The sequence below is a fragment of the Shewanella sp. TB7-MNA-CIBAN-0143 genome, assembly GCF_040310065.1.
Taxonomy (GTDB): domain Bacteria; phylum Pseudomonadota; class Gammaproteobacteria; order Enterobacterales; family Shewanellaceae; genus Shewanella.
The window spans coordinates 25,585-45,914 of the sequence record NZ_JBEOPL010000027.1; the positions used below are offsets into that span (position 1 = coordinate 25,585).

Consider the following 20,330-nt stretch of genomic DNA (forward strand, 5'->3'; position numbering starts at 1 on the left):
AATAATATAATTTTGTTACACATGCTTATGTTTCATTACTGAAAAATACAACACTGGAATCACCACCAAGGTTAAAATAGTTGAGATAAAAATCCCAAATATTAAACTAATGGCTAAACCGTTAAAAATAGGGTCATCAATAATAAATAATGCCCCAATTATTGCTGCTAATGCTGTCAACATAATGGGCTTTGCCCTTACCGCGCCAGAGTGGATAACCGCTTGTTCTAACGGAACGCCTGCGGCAGTTTGTTGATTAATGAAATCAACCAGCAAAATTGAGTTTCGGACAATAATGCCTGCTAGCGCTATCATGCCTATCATAGAAGGAGCCGTGAATTGAGCGCCTAATAAAGCGTGCCCAGGCATAACACCTATGATGGTTAATGGAATGGGCGCCATGATGATTAACGGCACGATATAAGATTTAAATTGACCCACAACAAGTAAGTAAATAGCAATCATACCAACGGCATAAGCAATGCCCATATCGCGGAAGGTTTCATATGTTATTTTCCATTCACCATCCCATAGAATCGACACGTCGGTTAATCCATCAGGTTGATTAACCAAATTTTGTTGAATTGGATAACTAGTGTCACCTTGTTCATTTTGCTGATTAATCTGGCTGACCATATCGAACATGCCATAAAGTGGGCTACCCGTTGGCCCTGCCATATCGGCAATAACCATTATCATAGGCACCATATTTTTATGGATAATGGGTGCATTAATCACTTGTTGTTGCACCTTAACTAATTCAGTTAGCGGTACTGTTTCACCTGATTGAGTCGGTAGGCGTAATAACAAGACTTGCTTTAGATCTACTTTAGCGGCTTCATCAAGCTGTAATCTAATCGGCGTGGGATGAGCTAACTGTGCTTGATGCAAGTAACTGACGTCCTTACCATCAACAGCAGTGCTGATCGTATCCACAATACTGGCGTAAGAAACACCCATTAAGCTGGCTTTATTTCGATCAATGATCACTTGCCACTTTTGTTGTTGCGCTGGCAAATATATATCCATATCAACAACGTATTCGGTATCTCTGAAACGTTGCAATAAGTCATTGGCTGCTTGTTCACGTAATTCGGTGTTAGGCGCATAAACCTCAGCAACTATAGGCGACCAAACCGGTGGCCCTGGTGGTACCTCAACAATTTTGATATTGGCTTGATAACGTAGACCAATTTTTTGCAACGGCTCGCGTACAGATGATGCAATGGTATGACTGTCGCGGTCTCGATGTTTTTTATCCACTAGATTGACCTGAATTTCACCGAGTTCTTGGCTGCTGCGTAAAAAATAATGTCGTACTAAGCCATTAAAATTCATAGGTGCATGGGTGCCCGCGTACAACTGTAAATGCTCAACTTCTTCCACACTGCTGAGATATTGACTGAGATCTTGTAATACTCTTTGAGTTTGTTCCACAGGGGTGCCTTCAGGCATATCAACCATTACCTGAAACTCAGACTTATTATCAAAAGGCAGCATTTTTAGTACTACAGCTTGCATTACAGGTAAGGCGATAGCGAAGGCAATCAATAATACGATCCCTAAAGCCAAGCCTTTTCGCGCTTTTGGCGCATGTTCGCCGAGTAAAAAAGGACTCATTATTCGCGTAAATAGACGGGTTAATCGATTGTCTTCTTCTACTGGGATACCTGTGTCAGGCGCTTTATTGTCTGAACTATGTATCTTTTTGTGAGGTTTTAACAATATGCGGCTTAACCATGGGGTCATAATAAACGCGATTAATAGCGAAATAATCATTCCCATACTGGCATTAATCGGAATTGGGCTCATGTATGGACCCATTAGTCCAGATACGAACGCCATTGGCAATAGGGCGGCGATAACGGTGAAGGTAGCTAATATCGTTGGCCCACCGACTTCATCAACGGCATGAGGGATGAGCTCGCTTATGGGTTTATCACTCATTGCCATATGCCGATGAATATTCTCTACCACCACGATGGCATCATCGACCAAGATACCAATGGAGAATATAAGTGCGAACAATGAAATTCGGTTTAGAGTGAATCCCCATGCCCAAGATGCAAATAAGGTTATGGCGAGAGTAATGATAATGGCTACACCAACGACGGCAGACTCACGAAGTCCCATGGTGAAAAATACCAGTAGTACTACCGCAGATGTGGCAAAAATCAATTTGAAAATAAGCGTATTAGATTTATCTCCAGCGGTTTTACCGTAGTTGCGAGAGATAGCGACATTGACATTATTGGGAATTAATACGTTATCGACAGCATCGATTTTAGCTAATACGGCATCTGCAATGTCGACGGCATTTTGCCCCGCCTGTTTACCAATCGCGATGGTTATAGCCGGGTAAGTCCCCTTATCTGTTACGTGCCAAACATGTTGTTTAGGAATATCACTTTTAAGGCTCACATCGGCGACATCAGATAAATAAACTGCACGAGGAAATGGACTTTTCTCCGTTATAGACTCGGGTTGATTAACTTTAATCAGCAGATTATTAACATCATCTGGCGTGCGTAAAAACTGCCCCGCTTGCAGTTTTATTTCTTGATTAAACTGTGTCATAGAGCCGACTGTAGACAGTTGGTTATTGTCTTGTAATGTAGCACTAATATCGTTGAACGTTACGCCGAAACTGTTCATCTTGACAGGATCTATACGCACATTTAACACCATCTCGTGGCCACCTTGGCTATAAATCTCTCGAGTACCCGGTATCCGTTTTAGTTCTGTTTCTAGGCCCGATGCGACCAAGGTAAGCTGCTCTGCAGTGATGTTTGGATCTTGAGACCAGAGCGTCAACCCTACTATAGGTACGTCGTCAATACCTCTAGGTTTGATTAACGGCTCACCAATGCCTGCCGCATGGTTAAACTTATCGCTGTTTGAATACAGTTGATTGTACAAATTAACCACAGCTTCATCTCGTGGAACGCCGACGTCAAAAATAGCGATAATGAGCGCGCCATCGGGCTGGGAAAATGAGTACAGGGTATCAATGCCTTTTATTTGAGAAATTATCCGTTCTGCAGGTAAGGTGACCTGATTTTCAACCTCCGTCGGTGTGGCTCCAGGGTAGGGGATAAACACATCAGCAAAAGTCACATCAATTTGAGGTTCTTCTTCTTTGGGGGTAATAATCACAGCAAAAAGGCCGAGTAATAAACCTAGAATAGCCAGTAATGGGGTAATGGCACTGTGTTGAAATGCTTTTGCTATTGAGCCTGAAAGGCCAAGTTTTATCGATTCATTAGGTGTTGTCATCAGGTTTACTCCTGACCTTTCGCTGCTGAGGACATAATTAAATATCGTCCAGCATCGATAACAATTTCATCGCCTTCCATTAACCCTGATAATACTTCAGCAGTATTATTCTGATGGTCTATTCGGCCGATACGCACTTGGTTAAGCACAATCTTGTCTGAATGTTTACGATACACCGACGTTAAGTCACTGACTTGATGTATGGCCGATAATGGGATCATTAAACTCGTTCGACTAGGGAAGTTAACGACTACCTTAATCCACTGGCCTACAATGACGTCTTGCATGTTACTGGCATCAATATTGACTCTGACTTGATGCTGATGAGTTAACGGATCGGCAAATTGATAGACGTTAACATCATTTGAAATGATTTCATCGCCGTTGAACAATTGAACACTCACTTGCTCCTGTTGTTGCACCTGAGCAACGTCTTGCTGGGGAATTTGAAATACAGCTCTAAGGTGTTGAGTATCGTAGCCAGAGAACAACGCTTGGCCGTAAGATATGGTTTCACCTTGTTCGATAAATCGATGGGTCATTCGGCCACTAAAAGGCGCACTCACGACAGTGTAATTTAAACTCTCTTTGGCCTTTATTAACTGTGCTTGAGCAGCACTGACTGCTTGTTTGCTGGATTTTGCTTTTGCAGTGGCTTCATCCATGGCACCTTTTGATATGGCGCCCTTGGGAAACAATGTTTTATAACGAAGATATTGTGCTTGGGCCTCACTGTTTAGCGCTTCTGCTTTAGCGAGATCCGCTTCTGCCCCCGCGTATCCTGCGCCTTGCTCTTTATTGGTGATTTCTAATAATGCAGCGCCTTGTGGGACGAGATCATTCACATCAAAATGAATATTAATAATCCGCCCAGAGGTTTGTGCAGAAATCGTTGCCGCTTTAATTGCTTCAATTTTTGCATCATAAATACGGGGTTGATATTGTTCTGAATACTCTAGCTTTAATGTAGCAACATCAGAGGCTTGCACTGTATAGGATACTATTGTGGCTAGTACCGTTGTTGCGAGAATTGTGCCGAGGAATAAATTATTAGATAAGCGAGACATAGTGATAGCCTAATGTGAAGTCTATAAGAAAATTCTAATGGACTTTGCACCGTTAAGCAACCGATATATTGTAAAATCGTATAGATTAGAACCCTATGATATAAATGGCATAAAAAAACCGCCAATTAACAATAAAAGGCGGCTTGGTTGGAAACTTTTAGCCCGTGGTGAGCGGACTAAAAAAGGGTAAATACTGCTAATTAAAAACTGTAGTTATATTGTACTGAGTAGTAAACCGCATTTGAACGCGTTTGTGCTGAAATCTCACTGTTGTAGCCAGGCACTTGAGCAAGAAGGTTACTATTTTCTAGTACAGTAACATCTTCTCCGCGTACAAAAGCGATACCTAAATCAACGCTTGATTTTGCATTTAAATCGTAACTCACACCCGCGGTGTACCAAGTACGATCAGAATCAGGTATTGATAATGATGAATGCTGATTAACTACGCCCTGATCGGTTGCGACACCTGCGCGTAAAGTCCAGTCTTGAGTGAGGTTATAAGTCGCGCCTAGGCTTAAGAACCACGAATCTTTCCAGTGGTATTCTTTTAAATCTGCTTGGTCGACACCATTGGCACCATCTTTAACCACGATTTTGTCGAATGCACTCCAATTAGTCCACTGTGCAGTGTAATGCACGGCAAATTTATCCGTTAGCTGGTGGAAACCGGCAAACTGAGCAATATCAGCGATAGGAATATCAATTTCATTGTATTCAGTGTAAAGATAATTTACATCACCTTTGGCGGTAAGTTTTGGGCTAATACGATAACTTAAACCAAAGCGATTATCTGGATTAACTTCATACACAACACCAACAATCCCACCTAATGCCCAACCATCTGCATCGACATCGACTAGACTGCCAATCTGTGGGTTTTCGCTAGTACGAGTTAAGGTTCCGCTGCCGTAAACGGCATCAACACCAAAACCAAAACTGAACTCATCATTAATGCGATAAGACATACTGGTGTTGAAGTTAATAGTAACCACTTCTGTATTACCGAGTAAGTCTACTGGAGGTGGCAGTGGTACTGCATTGCCGCTAATGGTAGGGGTTCTGTTTGCCAAGTCACCTAAATCGGTGCCAGTGCCGTAGTTACTGAATACCGCAACGCCAAACGCCATTTTGTCATTAATTGGATTGATGTAATAAAAATTGGGGATAACTTTTGCTTCTGCAGCATTATGCTCACTACCAAAAGCAACGTCTTGTCCGGCAAAACTGCCTTGTGCATCAGATACTGATACATCAATGTCTGCATAAACAACACCTAAAGATAGCGCTGTTTCATCAAAAAGAGCCATGGCTGCAGGATTACGAGATAGAACCGATGCATTGTCAGCAATAACGGCATCACCCGCCATTGCACGACCAATACCAGTAGCAGATTGGCTGTTTAACTGAAAACCGGCAGCGGATGCTTGTGCACTGAGTAAGCCTACCGCGGTAGCAATGAGGGTCTTGTGGAATTTATTCATTATTATGTCCCATTTATTATTACCGTTTTGCACAAAGTTCATTCACTTCAAGCATTTGACGGCCAAAATTTTAGGCATATTAGGTAAGTGTGACTAATGTAACAACTCCGACCAGATGTTAGTTGTTGTTAATATTAAGTTAATTCTGGTTTTTAATGGTGAAGTAGGTGTTTGATAGCATGGCAGTATATGTAAATTTATCAGCAGTTTTAGATAACCATTACTGTGCAGTTAGTTTAAGTTAAAGTTTATTCATAGTGGATTTTAGAGACTAATCAGATGAGATTTATCGAAGCTTGTTAGGTCATTCGTTGGTATTGACACTCGATTATAAGATTAGTAGCTCAACCTCTGCAATTACAGCGGTTGAGCTATTAAAATGACTAATACAGCCTTTTATTGGAGTTTATTGTGTTTTTAAAGATTCTCGAAAATCGGCAAAGTCGGCGATAGTTTTCGGTGTTGGTGGTGACATTTTACTGACGATTACCCCCACTAACATTGCGAAAATAAATCCAGGGACGATTTCATACAACTCAAAAATACCGCCAGTCAGTTGTTTCCACACGACAACGGTAAGAGCACCCACTAGAATGGTTGATATCGCACCATTACGGCTATAACCTTGCCAAAAGAGTGATAATAACACCACGGGACCAAATGCAGCTCCAAACCCAGCCCATGCGTAACTGACGAGTCCTAATACGCTGCTTTCAGGATTAAGTGCAACAACGCCGGCTACTAATGCAATGGCAATAACGCCAATACGGCCTACTAACATTAACTCTTTACTGCTGGCTTGTGGACGTAACCATTTAAGGTAAAAGTCTTCTGTGATGACACTAGAGCAAACCAGTAATTGTGAGTCAATAGTACTCATAATGGCAGACAAAATAGCGGCAATCAGCAAGCCGCCAATCCATGGATTAAAAGCGGCATGGGCTAAATGAATAAATACTGTTTCTGAGTTCTCAAGTGGCTCTGCAGCAAAATAAAGACTACCGGCAATACCCGTTGCTAAGGCACCAACTAACGACACTAACATCCAGCTCATGGCGATACGACGAGATAACACTAAATCTTTTGGACTGCCGATAGCCATAAAACGAGACAAAATATGCGGTTGGCCGAAATAACCTAATCCCCACGCTAATAGCGACACGAGTCCAATGACGGTGGTGTTTTCGTTAATAAACGACAACATAGCAGGATCGATTTGTTCAAAACTTGCTTGAGTATCGGGTTGGCTGAAAATTGCAATGGGTACAATTAATAATGCAATTAACATTAAGCAGCCTTGAAAGAGGTCAGTCCAGCTGACGGCAAAAAATCCACCTACGAAAGTATAAGACACAATGATGAATGAACCGATCAGTAAGGCGAGGTTATAATCGAGGCCGAATACTTTTTCAAATAATATCGCACCGCCCACCATGCCTGAAGAAGCATAGAAAGTGAAAAAGATCAGGATCGTTAATGCCGAAACCAATTTCAATAGTCCATGAGAGTCATTAAAACGGTTTTCAAAAAAATCGGGTAACGTCAAAGAATTATTGGCAACTTGGGTATAAATTCGCAGTCGTTTTGCAACAAATAACCAATTAAGCCACGCACCAAACACTAACCCAAATCCAATCCAGGCTTCACCTAAACCACTTAAATACACCGCGCCAGGTAAGCCTAATAACAACCAACCAGACATATCTGATGCGCCAACACTTAACGCTGTTACTGCGGGCCCCATTTTGCGACCACCGAGAATGTAATCATCAACAGTGTCTGTTTTACGATAAGCCCAGTAACCGATACCCATCATTAAGGCAAGATATCCGATAAAGGTAATGATGATTGGTGTTTGAATTTCCATATTGCTTCCAGGTGATTATTTTTATGGTCGACATGCTAGCAGAAGTTTGATCTAGTTCACACTTTGATTTTTTAAGATGAAAAAAAATCCGCTATTCCAATGAAGTAGCGGATTTTAAATCATTAATTTATAAATTAAATAAAGGTGTTTGCAACTTCTTTTTTGACAAACTCAAGGTCAGAAGCGGGCTCGCCCACTAACACCATGTAGGCGTCGGCTGTTTGAAAGCTTTGGCCTTTGTATTGATTATCTGCAAATGCTTCTTCTAAGACAATACGGCTTTCGACGGGCACAATAAACAAAGTGACTTTGTTTCCGTTCTCGTCAGCCATCACTAAATGCAATGATTTAACACCTTGGAAGTCGCAATAAGAGGTGTAAAAAACACGGCCTGGTTGTTGGATAAATTTCGAATCACTTAATCCTTCTAAACTGGCTAGTTTAAAGTTTACGTCATTAAAACCAATATCCTGTTCCATCACTAATGCTTTGGTTTCATGATGAACATGAGCCAACGAGTTTTCCCCTAAGTTTACTGGCGTGAAGCGTAATAAACTAAAGCTAACTCCCACAATAAAGGCAACTGAAGCAGCCATTGCCATTAAGTAACGGGTCTGTTTTTTGTTTTTTTGATGCTGACTCAATTGCTGTCGTAAAATTAACTTATCAGCAAGCCCATCAGGCACACTAATATTGAGTGCTTGAGTGAGTCTATGATCAAATGCTTGTAGATCTTTGACAAATTTAGCATCGTCTTCATTTTCAGCTAAATGAGCTAAAAAATCGTCGGCTTGATTATTGGGGTCACCGTATGCATGGCGACGAAACTGTAGATCATCCATTTGATTGACCTCTTACCTCTGGTGCTTCGAGAGCGTCTTTTAACTGGTTTCTGGCTCTAAATAAACGGGTCATTACCGTATTTCGATTGAGTTCTAGCATGGTGGCAATCTCTTCACCACTAAACCCGCCAATCAGCTGCAATAACAACGGCTCTCGATATTCGATATCGAGTTTACCTATTTGACGACGTAACCAATACTGCTCGGTATCTTCTTCATGACTTGTCGATAGTACATCTTCAAGTAAATCTTGTTCTACGTCGCTGTAGTCAAATTGTTTACGCTCAAAACGTCTGGCATTTTCCCGTCTTAAAATGGTAATTAGCCAGGCTTTAGCCGCTTTTTCGTCATTTAATGAGTCCAAAGAACGCCACGCCCTTAAGAACGTTTCTTGAGTAATATCTTCAGCAACATGTTTATCACCACACAACCAAAAGGCGTAGCGAAATATGTCGGTGTGAAGAGCCCTGACAAGGCTATCGTATCGTCGTTGTTTTGTTAGCATCTCAGATAAGACCGCAGGTTCGGACTTTTTCTTTCGCAATGAATCAAACATTTTTTAACTTTTTTGAGTTAATAATATGTAACAGCTTAAAAAGGAGGAGGATTAATAGCAAGCTAAATAGCAGCATCTAGCTACTATTTAGCTTTTTAATGTTATGGATTTAGCTCTGCTATTATTGATTTTTTATTGGCGAGAGGGGGTTGTTGATAAGCCAAAATGGCATCCATTAACGATTTTTTATCAATCGCTTGTGGTTTATTGCTGTATTTGTCTGCTTGTAGCTTATTCATTGCTAATGCTAATTGTTCTGATAAACCGCTGATTTGAGTCAAAGTCATCAATTTACCTAAACGTTCGCTAAAGTAGGCTTGTACCGCAATAATCGCCGCACTGCTGTCGTTACGGTCGCATGCATGAATAATTGCATTGAGTCCAGTCGTTGCTGTTTTTCTAGGTATTTTGAGGTTTTTATTGTCTTGATTAAATTGTGGCAACGTGCGGTTTACCGATGCTGCTTTACGCCATAATACTAAAGTGATGAGCCATAATACCGCCAGAACAGCACTCAGTAACGGCCAATATCCGCTGGCTTGAACTGCGCTAAAACTATCCGCTGGTGGAATATCTGTCGTAGCCGTTGTGCTGCCTATCACGTTAATCGTACGGGCTGGCAATGTGGCAAATTGTTGCTTTTTAAGATGTGGGTTCCACCAAGGTACATTTATCTCTGGTAGAGTGTAATTGCCTGGTTTTGTTGGCACAATAGCAGTCGTGATACTGTACTGTGATACCACTTGATTATCGCGGACAAAATTTTGTCTTAACGGTTTTTCTGGATAGGATTTTAAGCCGTCGGCCAGTGGAATATCGATGTCGGGTAAACTAGTGTCATCGGTATTAGATGCAATTAAACTAATTGTGCGGGTAATTGGGCTGCCAACTTCAAATTCGCTGATATCGTCTGGCCACGTCTCTTTTAATACCGCAATATCGCTGACTAACCATTTTCCTTGGTAGCTTGGCGGTGTTGGATTAATTTGAATGACTTCTCTTTCCGCTTCTGTTTGCATTGGCCGACTTTCATTAAAGCCAAACATACCTCCGCGTCTAGGGGCTTCAACAAGTACATCGCCTGAGAAACTGGCGCCGTTGATAACTAACTCCCCTGGCAGATCGGCAATAATACCGTAAGTGCGTTCAATTACTCTAAAGCGACGGCCATCAATGATCTCACTGCCATCTTTGTCTTCACCTATTTGCTTGATTTGCGCGCCTTCAATAACGGGAGCACTTAATACTCCTCGTTGTAATTCTACTGCAAGGTATAGTTTTACTTTATAAGTGATTAATTGGCCGACATAAGCTTCTGAGGCACTAGTGTTGATGTTAATAAATACGTTTTGTACTTCGTCGGCAGTTGAACCTTGTGGAATAACTTTTAAGGTAATTGGGTTTGAGCTAATTCCTTTGATGTTAAACGCCGGTATGGTGACATTGCCCACTGACTTAGGTGACAATAATACCTGCCAGCGAGTTTCTTTGGTGGTGTCAAAGTTAACCATTTTAGTGCTGCGGCCAACGCTAGTTCTTCCAACAATAAAGTCATCGAGCAATACTGAGGTATCTAATACCCCCGCATTTAGATCATCATCGGCAATAATATCGAGTACGAAATACTCACCGGTAACAATTGGATTTCGGTCTATGGTTGCTTGTACTTGGCTAAGTGCAAATACCGGTGCAGCAATGATGAATAGCAATAGGCTAAAAAAAGTTCTGATTACCACTGTTCATTTTCCTTAGGCGGTTGACTATTTTGACGACGTTTTAGATATTCAAGCTGCATTTTATTGCGGATTAACACTTGTGGATCTTCGTTTATGGCGCGAAGGGCACGTTGCATATCTGCAGGCAAATCATCTTGATTAATTTGTGAAGCCGAGATCATTTCTGATGGTTTGCCATCTTTTATGTCTTCTGCACTTGGTTCTGTTGAAGACTGTGCAGTCCCCATTTTTTGGTTGCCATCATCTTGTTGGTCTCCATTTTTAGTCGTACTGGCCTGCATGCTAGATTCGTTACTAGCGGGAGAATCTTGCGTTGAATCATCTTGCTGTGAAGTGTTGTTATCTTCAGAGGTTGATGATTGTTGATCCGAACCATTTTGTTGCTGACCATTTTGCTGTTGTGCTTCGTTTTGTGACGATTCGGATTGTTTATCATCTTGTTGTTCATCGCGATCTGATGGCTGATCACTTTGTGATTGCGGTTTATTATTATCAGATGAACGATCATTTTTATTGTCAGATTGGTTTTCAGCGTTATGTTGTTGGTTTTGTTGGCCAGATTGGTCTTGTTGACCTTGTTGGTTTTTCTGTTCACCAGACTGTGATTCGTCGGAATCTGCTTGTTGAGATTCATTGTTATCAGAAGATTGCTCTGATGTAGAGTTGTCATCATTTGAGTTAGATGGATCTTGCTCTGATTTATCAGATTGCTGATCGGATGACTCTTTTTGTTGTTCAAGCAATTGCTGGGCTAAGGTCAAATTCTGTTTTGCTTCAGTAAACGGTGATTGAGCCGCAATAGCTTGTTGATAACGCTTAATGGCCTCTTGATAATCTTTAAGCTGCATTAGGGCATTACCTTGGTTATATAAACCTTGGGCGCTGCTGTCTTGTTCATAGCCTTCTAGCGCTTGTTGGTAATTACCGGCTTTGTATTGCGCAGAGGCTTGCCATTGTTGGTTTTCGAATGTTTCCGCTGCTTGGGTAAATTCACCTTGTTCAAATGCAGACTGTGCTTGTTGGTCTTTAGTTTTCCATAAGTCCTGCCACACAGAGGCTTGTGCTGGTTGACTGTTGGCTAGACTAAATGTCATTGCCGTAGCGAATAGCAAGCTAGGGCTAAGCATGAGGGTTAATAATCCTTGCCTAAAACTCATTAACATCGGGATGATTAATAACATAGCTAAATATGGACCCAGATCTTGCCAAGTTTCGCCAGCAAGATCCGTTTCGGTTACCTTGCCATCAGTTGCCAGCCAGTGGGTGAGGGTGGAGATATCGCTACCATCTGTTTGAGCTGGCACAAGGATCCCTTGGTGTTGTTGGACAAGTTTCTGTAATAGACCGTAATCGGTTTTAGCTACGACGATTTCATTACTATTATCACGCAATAATTGACCATCAGCTAAACGAATGGGTGCACCTTGTTTACTGCCAAAAGCCATGATCGATAAACGATAACGGCTGTTAAGTGCGCTGCTTGTTTGATTAAATTGTTGTGCAGAAATGCCATCGGTCATGACAATAATATCGCCACTGACATGACCACCTTGAGCCAATAGTTTTTCTGCTAGAGATAACGCCGCTGTTAAGTTAGATCCTTTAGTGGGCATAATATCGGGTGATAATGTTGGCAGTAAGTTTAAAATAGTGTCACGGTCGCGGGTTAACGGGCTAATGGTATAAGCATCACCAGCATAGGCAATCAACCCTGTTTCGCCTTCTTTTAATTCATTTAATAAGTCGGTCGCTCTAAATTTAGCGTAGGACAAGCGATTTGGACTTAAGTCGGTGGCATACATGGACTGAGACATATCCATAATGAGCACTCGACCTTGTTCGGTTGCAAATACTGGCAGATTTTGTTTGTTTAATGCCGGCCCTGAAAGCGCAATAACGGCGATGATCCAACTGGCAATTAATAGCCATTTGGGCTGATGACTTTTCTCAACCGTTTGGCTGATAAGCAACTGACTTAAATGTGGGGCGATATATTGTTTCCATGCTGATTGCTGGCTATGTTTACGCCAAAATAATGCACTTAATATTAATATCGGGATGAACCCTAATAGCCATTCAGGGCGAATGAAATGGATCATTATTGATTCGCCTCTTTGGTTTGGTTAGTTTTAGTCTGGTTGGTTTTAGCCAATAACTGAGCTGGCCATTGTTGCTGCAAACTGATTAAAAAACTAATCAGTAATGACATTAATAACGGCCAATAAAATAACTCACTTTTGGGACGATAACTCAATTGATCACGACTCACCGGTTCTAACTTGTCTATTTCTTGATAAATGCTGGCTAACTCTTCACTGTTTCGGGCTCTAAAATAACGCCCCTTAGTCATGGCAGCTAATTTTTTGAGTTGGCCTTCGTCTAAGTCCATTGATGGATTAATGCGCTCTTTACCAAAAATAGTTCGGCGTTCTAATATTTCTGCGCCAACCCCGATAGTATAAATAGTGATGTTACGTTTAGCCGCAATTTGTGCGGCGACTTCTGGTTCAATATTACCTGCATTATTAGAACCATCCGTTAACAGAATGAGCACTCGATTACTTTCGTCAACTTTATCAAAGCGCTTAACCGCAAGGGCAATGGCTTCACCGATAGCGGTTTGCTTGCCGACTAAACCTATCTGCGCATCATCTAAAAATGTAGCAACAGAGCGGCGGTCTAAGGTGAGTGGAGCTTGTAAATAAGCATGATCAGCAAATAAAATAAGTCCGAGTCTGTCACCTTTACGTCGTTCGATAAAGTCACTAAGTACATGTTGTATTAGGGTAAACCTGTTAACAGTTTGTCCATTTATTACCATGTCTTCAATTTGCATACTGCCGGATAAATCCACCGCAATCATTAAATCACGGCCTTTTGCCGGTAATTCTATGGGATCGCCAAGCCACTGTGGTCGAGCTATTGCTAACAACAACAATATCCACATTAGCCAGTAACGTTTTCTGCTGCTTTTTCGGTTTACTGAGCTGGACACTGTAACCGTTGTAGCGATGCCGGGTAGCTGTAAATGTCCGCCGACATTATGTATGTTGATGCGTTTTATCAACAACGGAAGCGGCAGTAAGATTAATAACCATGGCCAGTAAAATGCTAGCATTTGGCCTCCAGATGTGAATTGTTGGATGATAACGTTGTATCACTAAAAGGACGTTTATTGCTTAGCCAGGTTTTTGCTAAAGATTTTAATTGGGCTTTTTCGGTTTGATCTAAACCACTTGCTTGATGTCGCTTAACTAATAGTTGACCAATTTTATGTTGCTGGCCAGAGGCGAGGCGAGTATCTAACCAATCAAACCAAGGCTGACCGTTGAGTTTAGCGAGGTGTTCACGCGGTAAATAGGTAAGTGCGGTGCGTTTGAGTAAGCTGTTAACCTGTGCTGCAAAGGTATCATCTTCAATATCATAGCTATCTAGTAACGTCAGCGCTATTTTTCGTGGTGCATGATATTGATGTTGTTTATATAAACGCTTAACTAACCAGATTGCTAAGGTTATTAATATTGCTGCAATTATCCAATATCCAGGTGCGATAGGCACTGCACTAATTGGCTCTGGTAATACAATATCTTGCATTTGCGCTAAAGCGGAGGCTTTGGCGTCAATCGGCAATGGCTGTGTTGGTAAGTTAGCAGTGGTCATTTAACGTAAAATATCCAATTGTGCACTGAGCGGTTTAGCGGCATCGATGAATTTAGGTTGTACTTTTATCATATTCATTAATGAGACGAATTGCTGTAACTGCTGTTGCTGAGTTCTTAACCAGGCTTCATAACTTTGACGTGTTAGGGTCAGTTGTTGTTGGCCATCTCGTACGGGTAAAGAAAATTGTTTGGGTAACGCTAAGGTTCCCTGTCTTAATGGATCGGTTACCACAAAGGCACCAATATCACAGTGACGCGACAACTCTGTTAAAGGCGCTAAACATTGCTGGTTGATATGTTGGCCGTCAGTAATAATCCAAATAAGTGACCCAGGCTTAGCAATGCGCTGTAGCCGTTGGCAGGCTTTAAACATATGGCCGGGATCGGGTGATAATTGATTTATTTGGTTTAATTGCTGTTGATGGACATCAATTAACCCTGAGGTTAACTGTAAAATACCTTGACGGCGACTACGTGGCTTTAGCTCTAAGTGATTACTTTCACTGGCAATTAATGCCCCGAGTCTATCGCCATGGTTAATGGCATTCCAACCTAACGTTGTGGCTAAATGAGCCACTTGTACCGATTGTAATAGTAGCTGGGAGCCAAAGTATAAGCTGTGGCTCAAGTCTATCAATAGCAGGATAGGGCGTTCGCGTTCTTCAACAAACAACTTAGTATGCGCAACACCTGTTCGTGCAGTGACTCGCCAGTCTATAGTACGAACGTCATCTCCATTTTGGTAATGACGTACTTCAGCAAACTCCATACCGCGGCCTTTTATTTGGCTGCTTCGGTGACCAGACAATGCCGCTTTCGCCCGCGATTGGCGATCGGGTATGGCGCGGGATAAGCTTTGACAAGCAATAAGCTCTTGCTCATTTAAGCTCACACCATCACTGTAAAGTGGTAATGAATTAGTTGGGTTCATCATAATCTAATCATGCTTAATAATAGGTGCTCGTGCTGCAACATTTACGGTACGGCAACTTGACTAAGAATGTGATCAATCACCTGATCTGCCGTAACGCCTTCCGCTTGCGCTTGATAACTGAGTAACAAACGGTGACGTAACACATTAGGCGCAACAGCTTGAATGTCTTCTGGTGAAACAAAGTCTCGTTCATGTAACCAAGCACGCGCTCTGGCGCAACGTTCCAGTGAAATTGTGGCGCGAGGACTGACACCATATTCAAGCCATTTAGCTAAATCAGCACTGTAGCGCGCAGGTTGTCGAGTCGCCATCACAATTTCAACGATGTATTTCTCTAACGGTTCAGCTAAGTAAATATCTAATGCCTGATCTCTTGCAGCAAACACATCGGCTTGTGCGACGGGGTCTATCGTAGGCAACTGATGTGTTTTGGCCTCTTTACGCGATTGGCGTAAGATTTCGACTTCGGTTTCTGCGCTAGGATAATCGAGATTTAAGTGCATTAAAAAACGATCTAATTGCGCTTCTGGCAGCGGATAAGTACCTTCGTTTTCTAGCGGATTCTGTGTAGCCATCACTAAAAATAGTGGTGGTAAAGGATAACTATTTTTACCAACGGTAACCTGGCCTTCAGCCATGGCTTCTAATAGCGCTGACTGAACTTTAGCTGGGGCACGATTAATTTCATCTGCTAGGATTAGATTATGGAAAATTGGCCCCGCTTCAAATTCGAATGTCCCTGTTTGCTGACGATAAATATCAGTGCCAGTTAAATCGGCAGGCAATAAATCGGGAGTGAACTGAATACGATGAAACTCGCCTTCTACTCCATCACATAATGCTTTTACTGCACGAGTTTTGGCTAAGCCAGGAGGACCTTCAACTAATAAATGTCCGTTTGCGATAAGTGCTATCAGCAAGTTCTCAGTTAATACGGGTTGACCTAAGACAACATTATCTAAATAGGTGCGTAGTGAGTGGAAACGACTTAACGGCATAGCTGTACTCAATTTATTTAGTTGGCATTGGGATTATTACACCCTATGTTATGAATTCTATTGGTTTTTGGCTAGTAGGATTAACACAATTTAACTCTTTATGAAGTAGATAGTTGTAAACGCCTGTTTAAAACTATTCAATAAAAAGTTAGAATCAGGTCACACTTTGATGGTCTGACCAGATTATCTGGCAAAATAAAAATTTACCGGCAGAGCCGAGATAAGCTAACAATAATAGAGGGTGACACATGAGTGATAGACAACAAGTAACAAATTCCCGGGGTGAGCGCATTGCGATTGTTGCCGGTTTAAGAACACCATTTGCAAAGCAAGCAACCGCCTTTCATGGCGTATCAGCGCTAGATATGGGCAAAATGGTGGTTAATGAGTTGCTGTCTCGCTCTGAAATCGACCCTCAGTTAATTGAGCAGCTTGTCTATGGTCAAGTTGTGCAAATGCCTGCAGCACCCAATATTGCTCGTGAAATTGTACTAGGTACTGGCATGAATGTGTCAACAGATGCTTACTCTGTCACCCGAGCTTGTGCAACCAGTTTTCAGTCGGCGGTTAACGTAGCTGAATCAATTATGACCGGCAATATTGAAATCGGCTTAGCTGGTGGGTCTGACTCGTCTTCAGTATTACCGATTGGTGTTTCAAAAAAGCTTGCTCATGCTTTAGTCGATTTAAATAAAGCGCGTACTTTTAAGCAGAAATTTGCGATTGCACGTCGTTTAGGCTTGAAAGACCTGATGCCGGTACCGCCAGCGGTTGCTGAGTATTCAACGGGTTTGTCTATGGGGCAAACCGCAGAACAAATGGCTAAGACTTACAACATCAGCCGTGCAGATCAAGATGCATTAGCGCATCGTTCACATACATTGGCTACTGAAACGTGGAATTCTGGCGTGCTTCAACAAGAAGTGATGACAGCTCATATTCCACCTTACAAACAGTTTATTGATCGTGATAATAATATTCGTGAAAACTCTGTATTAGAGTCTTACGCCAAATTGCGTCCCGCATTTGATCGTAAGCACGGTACCGTTACTGCCGCCAACAGCACGCCATTAACCGATGGTGCATCGGCCATTATTTTAATGAGTGAAGGTCGTGCTAAAGCCTTAGGTTATCAACCTATTGGTTATATTAAGAGTTATGCGTTTACGGCCATCGATGTATGGCAAGACATGTTAATGGGTCCTTCGTACGCGACGCCATTAGCGTTAAAACGTGCTGGAATGGAATTAGAAGATCTAACGCTGATCGAAATGCACGAAGCATTTGCGGCACAAACATTGGCCAATATGCAGATGTTCGGTTCTAAAAAGTTTGCAGCAGAGAAGCTGGGTCGCAATCGCGCGATAGGCGAAATAGACATGAGTAAGTTTAACGTATTAGGCGGTTCATTAGCCTATGGTCATCCTTTTGCGGCAACCGGTACGCGTTTGATTACCCAAGTGTGTAATGAACTTAAGCGTCGTGGTGGTGGTACTGGTTTAGCAACTGCTTGTGCTGCTGGCGGTTTAGGTGTGGCAATGATTTTGGAGGTGGAGTAATGAGCATGGAAAAAACATTTAATTTAGCTCGTCGTGACGATGGTATTGCCATTTTAACAATGGACGTTCCTGGCGAAACCATGAACACCTTAAAAGAACAATTTGGTCCTGAAATTAGTGAAATATTAACTGAAATCAAAGCTGATAACAGCATTAAAGGCTTGGTTGTTATATCTGGTAAGGCTGATTCGTTTGTTGCCGGTGCCGATATTACCATGTTAGCAGCTTGCAAGAGTGAAGCTGATGCTAAGGCATTGTCACAACAAGGTCATGTGGTTTTTTCTGAGCTTGAAGGATTATCAATTCCTGTTGTTGCTGCTATCAATGGTGCTTGTTTAGGTGGTGGCTTAGAATTAGCGCTAGCGTGTCATTTACGCGTATGCAGTGACGATAAAAAAACCATGCTAGGGGTGCCTGAAGTGCAACTGGGTTTGTTGCCCGGCGGCGGCGGTACTCAGCGTTTACCTCGACTAGTCGGAATTGCAACTGCGTTAGATATGATGCTTACTGGCAAGCAAATTCGTCCTAAACAAGCATTAAAAATGGGGTTAGTGAATGATGTTGTGCCTAACTCTATTTTGCTTGAAACCGCGATAGAGCTAGCAAAAAAAGGTAAACAAGCTGCAAAACCTGTGGTGCAATCTAAAATTAATCAGTTTTTAGAATCATCTTCATTCACTCGCGATATTATGTTTGATCAAGCTCGCAAACAGGTAATGAAGAAAACTCAGGGGAATTATCCTGCGCCAGCTAAAATCATCGATTGTGTTCGTCAAGGTATGAATAAAGGTATGGTGAAAGGGCTTGAGGTTGAAGCAACTCATTTTGCTAATTTAGTGATGTCGAAAGAGTCGGCAGCATTACGTAGCTTGTTCTTTGCCACCACGGAAATGAAAAAAGAAACCGGTGCTGAAGGTGCTGTGCCACGTAAAGTTAAAAAAGTAATGGTATTAGGCGGTGGCTTAATGGGCGGTGGTATTGCGTCTGTAACAACCACTAAAGCTAAAATTCCAGCGCGTGTCAAAGACATTTCAGAGCAGGGATTAAGTAACGCACTATCATATGCTTACAAACTGCTAGATAAAGGCGTTAAGCGTCGTCATATGACACCTATAGCGCGTGACAATATCATGGCATTAATGACAACGACGACTGAATATACAGGTATTAAAGATGCCGATATCGTTGTTGAAGCGGTATTTGAAGATTTAGCACTTAAACATAAAATGGTTCAAGACGTTGAGCGTGAATGTGGTGAAAACACCATTTTTGCTTCTAATACGTCTTCATTACCTATTGGTCAGATTGCTGCAGCGGCAAGTCGTCCTGAAAATGTGATTGGCCTACATTACTTCTCTCCGGTAGAAAAAATGCCGTTAGTTGAAGTGATTGCCCATAAAACCACATCACCAGAAACGATTGCTACCACAGTGGCGTTTGCACGCAAGCAAGGTAAGACACCTATTGTGGTTCAAGACGGTGCTGGTTTTTATGTTAACCGTATTCTTGCCCTGTATATGAACGAAGCTGCGCAGTTATTACTTGAAGGTCAACGTGTTGAACACCTAGATCGCGCGTTAGTGAAGTTTGGTTTCCCTGTGGGACCGATGACTTTGCTTGATGAAGTGGGCATTGACGTAGGTGCTAAAATTTCGCCAATTTTAGAAAAAGAGCTCGGCGATCGTTTTAAAGCGCCTGCAGCATTTGATAAGTTATTAGCCGATGACCGTAAGGGTCGTAAAAATGGTAAAGGTTTCTATCAATACGGACCTAAAGCTAAAAAAGCCAAATTGGTTGATGAATCCGTTTACAAAGTGCTCGATATCTTAATCGCTTCGGATAAAGAAGCAAAAGATGTGGCAGAGCGTTGTACTATTCAAATGCTCAATGAAGCTGTTCGTTGTCTTGAAGAAGGGATTATTGCCTCTGCAAGAGATGGTGACATCGGTGCTATATTCGGTATTGGCTTCCCGCCATTCTTGGGCGGCCCGTTCCGTTATATCGACACCTTAGGTGCAAGTAATTTAGTGGCAACTTTACAAGGTTATCAATCACTGTACGGTGACCGTTTCGCACCGTGTGATACGTTAGTAAAAATGGCTAGTGATGGCAGCCAATTTTATAAAAAGTAAACCGAGTGATTGTTATTGATAATATTTAGTTATCAAATTGTAAAAAAAGCGGCAGTGAATTGCCGCTTTTTTATGTAACAAAGGCATACCTTTGCCTTATTTTTAATCAATCAGATACTTCTTTACGGTATAATACCCGTAGTTTAGTATGATAAGTTAAGTATGATAGCGTAAACGATCATACGAATGATATTTCGCCATTAAGCTGTAATCGCCT

Annotated in this window: 14 protein-coding genes; 2 read left to right on the top strand and 12 right to left on the bottom strand. The window is 41.9% G+C overall.

Going from position 1 to position 20,330, the window contains the following annotated elements:
• Positions 1-15: 15 nt before the first annotated feature.
• The 12 genes from AAEY97_RS18625 to AAEY97_RS18680 form a co-directional block, all read right to left on the bottom strand.
• Positions 16-3,276 (bottom strand): efflux RND transporter permease subunit, encoded by a 3,261-nt coding sequence (locus tag AAEY97_RS18625; protein ID WP_351000700.1) that lies wholly within the window; start codon positions 3,274-3,276, stop codon positions 16-18.
• Positions 3,277-3,281: 5 nt separating this feature from the next.
• Positions 3,282-4,343 carry an efflux RND transporter periplasmic adaptor subunit gene (locus AAEY97_RS18630; protein ID WP_351000703.1) on the bottom strand — a complete coding sequence of 354 codons (1,062 nt, stop codon included), beginning with the start codon at positions 4,341-4,343 and terminating at the stop codon, positions 3,282-3,284.
• Positions 4,344-4,543: 200 nt separating this feature from the next.
• Positions 4,544-5,827: an OmpP1/FadL family transporter gene (locus AAEY97_RS18635; protein WP_101086584.1), complete on the bottom strand. Its 1,284-nt coding sequence runs from the start codon at positions 5,825-5,827 to the stop codon at positions 4,544-4,546.
• A gap of 406 nt (positions 5,828-6,233) precedes the next feature.
• A complete protein-coding gene (gene putP, locus AAEY97_RS18640; RefSeq protein WP_192116325.1) occupies positions 6,234-7,694 on the bottom strand; it encodes a sodium/proline symporter PutP in 1,461 nt (486 codons plus the stop codon).
• A 134-nt stretch (positions 7,695-7,828) separates the two neighbouring features.
• Positions 7,829-8,536, bottom strand: a complete 708-nt coding sequence (locus tag AAEY97_RS18645) for a DUF3379 domain-containing protein (protein WP_192116326.1) — start codon at positions 8,534-8,536, stop codon at positions 7,829-7,831.
• Complete coding sequence (locus tag AAEY97_RS18650; protein WP_011638133.1) at positions 8,529-9,092, bottom strand: sigma-70 family RNA polymerase sigma factor; 564 nt, start codon at positions 9,090-9,092, stop codon at positions 8,529-8,531. Before AAEY97_RS18650 ends, AAEY97_RS18645 begins: the two co-directional genes overlap by 8 nt.
• 101 nt (positions 9,093-9,193) lie before the next feature.
• Positions 9,194-10,828 carry a BatD family protein gene (locus tag AAEY97_RS18655; RefSeq protein WP_351000708.1) on the bottom strand — a complete coding sequence of 545 codons (1,635 nt, stop codon included), beginning with the start codon at positions 10,826-10,828 and terminating at the stop codon, positions 9,194-9,196.
• Entirely contained in the window at positions 10,822-12,927 is a 2,106-nt protein-coding gene (locus AAEY97_RS18660; RefSeq protein WP_351000711.1) for a VWA domain-containing protein, read from the bottom strand. The genes AAEY97_RS18655 and AAEY97_RS18660 overlap by 7 nt, the downstream gene beginning before the upstream one ends.
• A complete protein-coding gene (locus tag AAEY97_RS18665) occupies positions 12,927-13,946 on the bottom strand; it encodes a vWA domain-containing protein (RefSeq protein WP_101086589.1) in 1,020 nt (339 codons plus the stop codon). Before AAEY97_RS18665 ends, AAEY97_RS18660 begins: the two co-directional genes overlap by 1 nt.
• On the bottom strand, positions 13,940-14,488 hold the full coding sequence (locus AAEY97_RS18670) for a DUF4381 domain-containing protein (RefSeq protein ID WP_192116328.1): 549 nt from the start codon (positions 14,486-14,488) through the stop codon (positions 13,940-13,942). The genes AAEY97_RS18665 and AAEY97_RS18670 overlap by 7 nt, the downstream gene beginning before the upstream one ends.
• Complete coding sequence (locus AAEY97_RS18675) at positions 14,489-15,424, bottom strand: DUF58 domain-containing protein (protein ID WP_192116329.1); 936 nt, start codon at positions 15,422-15,424, stop codon at positions 14,489-14,491. It lies immediately after the preceding gene.
• A gap of 41 nt (positions 15,425-15,465) precedes the next feature.
• Positions 15,466-16,422: an AAA family ATPase gene (locus AAEY97_RS18680; RefSeq protein ID WP_059744447.1), complete on the bottom strand. Its 957-nt coding sequence runs from the start codon at positions 16,420-16,422 to the stop codon at positions 15,466-15,468.
• 248 nt (positions 16,423-16,670) lie between these two features.
• Here AAEY97_RS18680 and fadI point away from each other — a divergent pair, with 248 nt between their 5' ends.
• Entirely contained in the window at positions 16,671-17,981 is a 1,311-nt protein-coding gene (gene fadI / locus AAEY97_RS18685) for an acetyl-CoA C-acyltransferase FadI (RefSeq protein ID WP_192116330.1), read from the top strand.
• 5 nt (positions 17,982-17,986) lie between these two features.
• Entirely contained in the window at positions 17,987-20,113 is a 2,127-nt protein-coding gene (gene fadJ / locus AAEY97_RS18690; protein WP_192116331.1) for a fatty acid oxidation complex subunit alpha FadJ, read from the top strand.
• Positions 20,114-20,330 lie beyond the last annotated feature (217 nt).

Bases quoted from the DNA above. Each gene is read 5' to 3' on its own strand.
- putP (WP_192116325.1), bottom strand. From the start codon at position 7,694: ATGGAAATTCAAACACCAATCATCATTACCTTTATCGGATATCTTGCC.
- AAEY97_RS18625 (WP_351000700.1), bottom strand. From the start codon at position 3,276: ATGACAACACCTAATGAATCGATAAAACTTGGCCTTTCAGGCTCAATA.
- AAEY97_RS18680 (WP_059744447.1), bottom strand. From the start codon at position 16,422: ATGCCGTTAAGTCGTTTCCACTCACTACGCACCTATTTAGATAATGTT.
- fadJ (WP_192116331.1), top strand. From the start codon at position 17,987: ATGGAAAAAACATTTAATTTAGCTCGTCGTGACGATGGTATTGCCATT.
- AAEY97_RS18660 (WP_351000711.1), bottom strand. From the start codon at position 12,927: ATGATCCATTTCATTCGCCCTGAATGGCTATTAGGGTTCATCCCGATA.
- AAEY97_RS18630 (WP_351000703.1), bottom strand. From the start codon at position 4,343: ATGTCTCGCTTATCTAATAATTTATTCCTCGGCACAATTCTCGCAACA.
- AAEY97_RS18670 (WP_192116328.1), bottom strand. From the start codon at position 14,488: ATGACCACTGCTAACTTACCAACACAGCCATTGCCGATTGACGCCAAA.
- fadI (WP_192116330.1), top strand. From the start codon at position 16,671: ATGAGTGATAGACAACAAGTAACAAATTCCCGGGGTGAGCGCATTGCG.
- AAEY97_RS18635 (WP_101086584.1), bottom strand. From the start codon at position 5,827: ATGAATAAATTCCACAAGACCCTCATTGCTACCGCGGTAGGCTTACTC.
- AAEY97_RS18645 (WP_192116326.1), bottom strand. From the start codon at position 8,536: ATGGATGATCTACAGTTTCGTCGCCATGCATACGGTGACCCCAATAAT.
- AAEY97_RS18650 (WP_011638133.1), bottom strand. From the start codon at position 9,092: ATGTTTGATTCATTGCGAAAGAAAAAGTCCGAACCTGCGGTCTTATCT.
- AAEY97_RS18665 (WP_101086589.1), bottom strand. From the start codon at position 13,946: ATGCTAGCATTTTACTGGCCATGGTTATTAATCTTACTGCCGCTTCCG.
- AAEY97_RS18675 (WP_192116329.1), bottom strand. From the start codon at position 15,424: ATGATGAACCCAACTAATTCATTACCACTTTACAGTGATGGTGTGAGC.